At 74.2% G+C, this 3,401-nt stretch carries 5 protein-coding genes; 4 read left to right on the forward strand and 1 reads right to left on the reverse strand.

The window, feature by feature from the left end; all coding sequences use genetic code 11:
* A partial coding sequence (locus ABL57_RS18320) for a hypothetical protein (RefSeq protein WP_047804923.1) occupies positions 1-332 on the reverse strand: 332 nt, incomplete at its 3' end.
* 101 nt (positions 333-433) lie between these two features.
* Between ABL57_RS18320 and rimP the strand changes: the two genes are divergently transcribed.
* The 4 genes from rimP to ABL57_RS18335 all read left to right on the forward strand — a co-directional run.
* The gene (rimP, locus tag ABL57_RS18325) at positions 434-952 is read left to right on the forward strand and encodes a ribosome maturation factor RimP (protein ID WP_053005147.1); all 519 of its coding nucleotides are present in this window, start codon (positions 434-436) and stop codon (positions 950-952) included.
* 192 nt (positions 953-1,144) lie between these two features.
* Positions 1,145-2,125 (forward strand): transcription termination factor NusA, encoded by a 981-nt coding sequence (nusA, locus tag ABL57_RS18330; protein WP_047804925.1) that lies wholly within the window; start codon positions 1,145-1,147, stop codon positions 2,123-2,125.
* Between the two features lie 192 nt (positions 2,126-2,317).
* Positions 2,318-2,728 (forward strand): YlxR family protein, encoded by a 411-nt coding sequence (locus ABL57_RS21485; protein ID WP_082157563.1) that lies wholly within the window; start codon positions 2,318-2,320, stop codon positions 2,726-2,728.
* 142 nt (positions 2,729-2,870) lie between these two features.
* Positions 2,871-3,401 (forward strand): translation initiation factor IF-2 N-terminal domain-containing protein (locus ABL57_RS18335; RefSeq protein WP_047804926.1); only part of this gene is annotated, 531 nt, incomplete at its 3' end.

The following is a 3,401-nucleotide window of genomic DNA, read 5'->3' on the forward strand; positions in this document are numbered from 1 at the left end:
GCTCCGGGCCCGGCGGCCTCCGAGGGGGTGGGGTGCGCGGCCCGCGCCGCGGCCGAGGCCCGGGTCGCGGGCGCCGGACCCAGGGCGGCGAGCTGGCGGTCCAGGTCCGCGCGCACGGCCGCACCCTCCTCCAGGTCCTCCAGGGACGGGTGCCTCAGCAGCGTCTCCGTGCGCGACCACGCGTCCGCCCGGGCCACCTCGTCCGGGGGCACCGGCCGCGCCGCGCCGAGCCGCCAGCCGCCGAGCGCGGCGAGGAGCACCACCAGCACCGTCAGCAGGACCGTCGGCAGCGGCGGGAGCACCCGGCGGGCGGGCGTGCGGGGATCGGTCACCGGGGGCTCCTGGACGGGGGAGGGGAGAGGGCGGGGTCCCGGTTCATCATAGGATCTGCTGGAGCGACCCCCGCCCGACCCGAGAGCACCAGGAGATCCCCGTGAGCGAGCAGAGCAGCACCGGACCCGACGACCGCCGGCGGCTGACCGATCTGATCGGACCGGTCGTGGAGGAGACGGGCCTGGTCCTGGAGGACGTCGCCCTGAAGCCGAGCGGCACCGGGCTGGTGCTGCAGGTGCTCGTCGACCTGCCCGAGGACCGCACCGACAGCGTGGACATCGACCGGATCGCCGAGGTGGCCCGCGCGGTCTCCGACGCCCTGGACCGGGACGACCCCGTGCCCGGGTCCGCCTACGAGCTGGAGGTCTCCTCCCCGGGTGCCACCCGGGAGCTCACCGAGGCCCGGCACTGGCGGCGCTCGATCGGGCGGCTGGTGCGCGTCACCCCCGTGGAGGGGGAGAAGTTCACCGCCCGGCTGCTGGAGGTGGCGCAGGACGGGGTGGTCCTGCAGCGCAGTCACCAGGCGAAGAAGGGCATGCCCGCCCGGCTGCTCGACCCGGAGCGGTGGTCGTTCGACCGCGTGCGCCGGGCCAAGGTGGAGGTCGAGTTCACGGACTGAGCGCCCCGGAGCACCCCGGGGCGAGTGTAAGATGTGCCGTTGACGCCGCGGCGCCCACCGGCGCCGCGGTCCGCAGTGCGACGACAACCGAGTACAACGAACGAGTGTGCGAACACGACCCGTGGCAGCGCTCCGTCCTCACCGACGGCGCGCTGTTTCGTCCCCGGGGTCGACACGTGAGGAAGGCCGGACATGGACATCGATATGAGCACCCTCCGACTGCTGGAGCGTGAGCGCGACATCCCCGTGGACCTGCTCATCCCCACGATCGAGCAGGCCCTCCTGCTGGCCTACCAGAAGAGCCCCGGGGCGCTGCCGGGCGCCCGCGCCGAGATCGAGCGCCGGAGCGGGCACGTGACCATCTGGGCCCCCGAGCTCGACGAGGACGGTGAGGCGATCGGGGAGTTCGACGACACCCCGGCCGGCTTCGGACGGATCGCGGCCTCCACGGCCCGCCAGGTCATCCTGCAGCGTCTGCGCGACGTCGAGGACGACGCCGTGCTGGGCCACTTCAAGGGCCGCGAGGGCGAGATCGTGTCCGGGCAGATCCAGCAGGGCCACAATCCGCACATGGTGCAGGTCGACCTCGGCACCGTGGAGGGCGTGCTGCCCCCGCACGAGCAGTCCCCGGGCGAGAAGTACCTGCACGGGTCCCGGATCCGGGCCTTCGTGGTGGAGGTCAAGCGCGGCATGAAGGGCCCGTCCATCACGCTGTCCCGCTCCCACCCCGATCTCGTGCGCCGGCTCTTCGAGATGGAGGTGCCGGAGATCGCCGACGGCTCCGTCGAGATCATGGCCGTGGCCCGCGAGGCCGGGCACCGCACCAAGATCGCCGTGCGCGCCACCCAGGGCGGGATCAACGCCAAGGGCGCCTGCATCGGCGAGATGGGCTCCCGGGTGCGCGCGGTGATGAGCGAGCTGCACGACGAGAAGATCGACATCGTGGACTGGTCCGACGACCCGGCCCGCTGCATCGCCAACGCCCTGTCCCCGGCGAAGGTGTCCCGGGTCACCGTGCTGGACGAGCGCGCCCGCTCCTCCCGCGCCGTCGTCCCCGACTCCCAGCTGTCCCTGGCCATCGGCAAGGAGGGGCAGAACGCCCGCCTCGCCGCGAAGCTCACCGGCTGGAAGATCGACATCGTCCCCGAGTCGAAGGCGGCCGCGCGGGCCTGAGCCCGCCCCGGGAGCGGGACCCGAGCCGCCGCACGGACCCGCCCCCCGGGTTCCCGCCCGCCCGGTTTCGGCTCAGGGCCGTCCCCGGGATAGACTGTTCCACGGTCAGATCGTTGGTGGTCCCTGTCCGGCGCCGGATCCCCGGCCCGCGCGAGCCGTTCCGACGTCCCGCCGCGAGACGAGGAGCCCTGAGTGAGTGCGGACTCCCGTCGCACCTGCATCGGATGCCGGACCACCGACCACCCTGACCAGCTCGTACGTGTGGTGACCGAGCCGGACGACGGCGGCCGAAGGGCCGTGCTCGACCGGAGCGGGCGCCTCGGCGGTCGTGGAGCCTGGCTCCACCCCTCCCGCGAGTGCCTGGACACGGCCCTGCGCCGCCGCGCCTTCCAGCGCGCGTTCCGGGCCCCCGTGGACACCGAGGGGATCGCCCCCGAGCTGGACGCCCTGCTGTCCTCGCGGACGGCCCGGCGACCGGGCGCACGAGTGCCGACCACAGCCGTCCCCGGACGGCAGCCCGCGCGGTCCGACCGGACCGGTGACCACGTCCGCACGCGGGTCAGAACTGGAAAGCGAGTCAGAGAACCGATGGAAAACCGATGAGTGCCCAGCGATGAGTGCTTCGTTGTGCTCTGCCTACGGCCTCCTGGGCCGGCGCGCCGTCGTCGACGGCCGACACCCCGGGAGCCTCAACGGAAAATAAGTGGTTCGTGCCTGTTTCGGTGCGGACCGAGACAGGAGAGAAGTGGCCAAGCCCCGCGTTCACGAGCTCGCGAAAGAGCTCGGAATAACGTCCAAGGAAGCGATTTCCACGCTTCAGACCCTGGGTGAGTTCGTCCGAGGCGCGTCCTCGACCGTCGAGCCCCCCGTCGCCAAGAAGCTGCGCTCGGCGTTCGCCGACAAGGCGGACAAGGCCGCCGCGGCCCCCGCCCGCCCGGCCGGCGGCAACGCGCCGTCCCCCGCGAAGTCGGGCCGCCCCGCACCCCGGCCCGGCACGTCCGCCAAGCCGGGCTCCGCCGCGCCCAGCCCGGGCCCGGCGGCCGCCAAGCCGGCCGAGAAGCCGGCCGCCAAGCCCGCCCAGCAGGACTCCGCCCAGCAGCCGGCCGCCCGCGCCGAGCAGCCGTCCGCCCCGGAGCGTCCCGCCGCACAGCGTCCGGCCTCGCCGGGCGCCAAGGCACCCAGCCCCGGGCCCCGCCCGGGCAACAACCCGTTCGCCACCCAGCAGGGGATGTCCCGCGGCGGGGCGCCCCGCCCGGGCTCGGCCGCGCCGCGCCCC

The organism is Kocuria sp. SM24M-10 (assembly GCF_001027955.1).
GTDB classification, from domain to species: domain Bacteria; phylum Actinomycetota; class Actinomycetes; order Actinomycetales; family Micrococcaceae; genus Kocuria; species Kocuria oceani.

Excerpts from the sequence above, each read along its gene's own strand:
- nusA (WP_047804925.1), top strand. The coding sequence starts at position 1,145 with ATGGACATCGATATGAGCACCCTCCGACTGCTGGAGCGTGAGCGCGAC.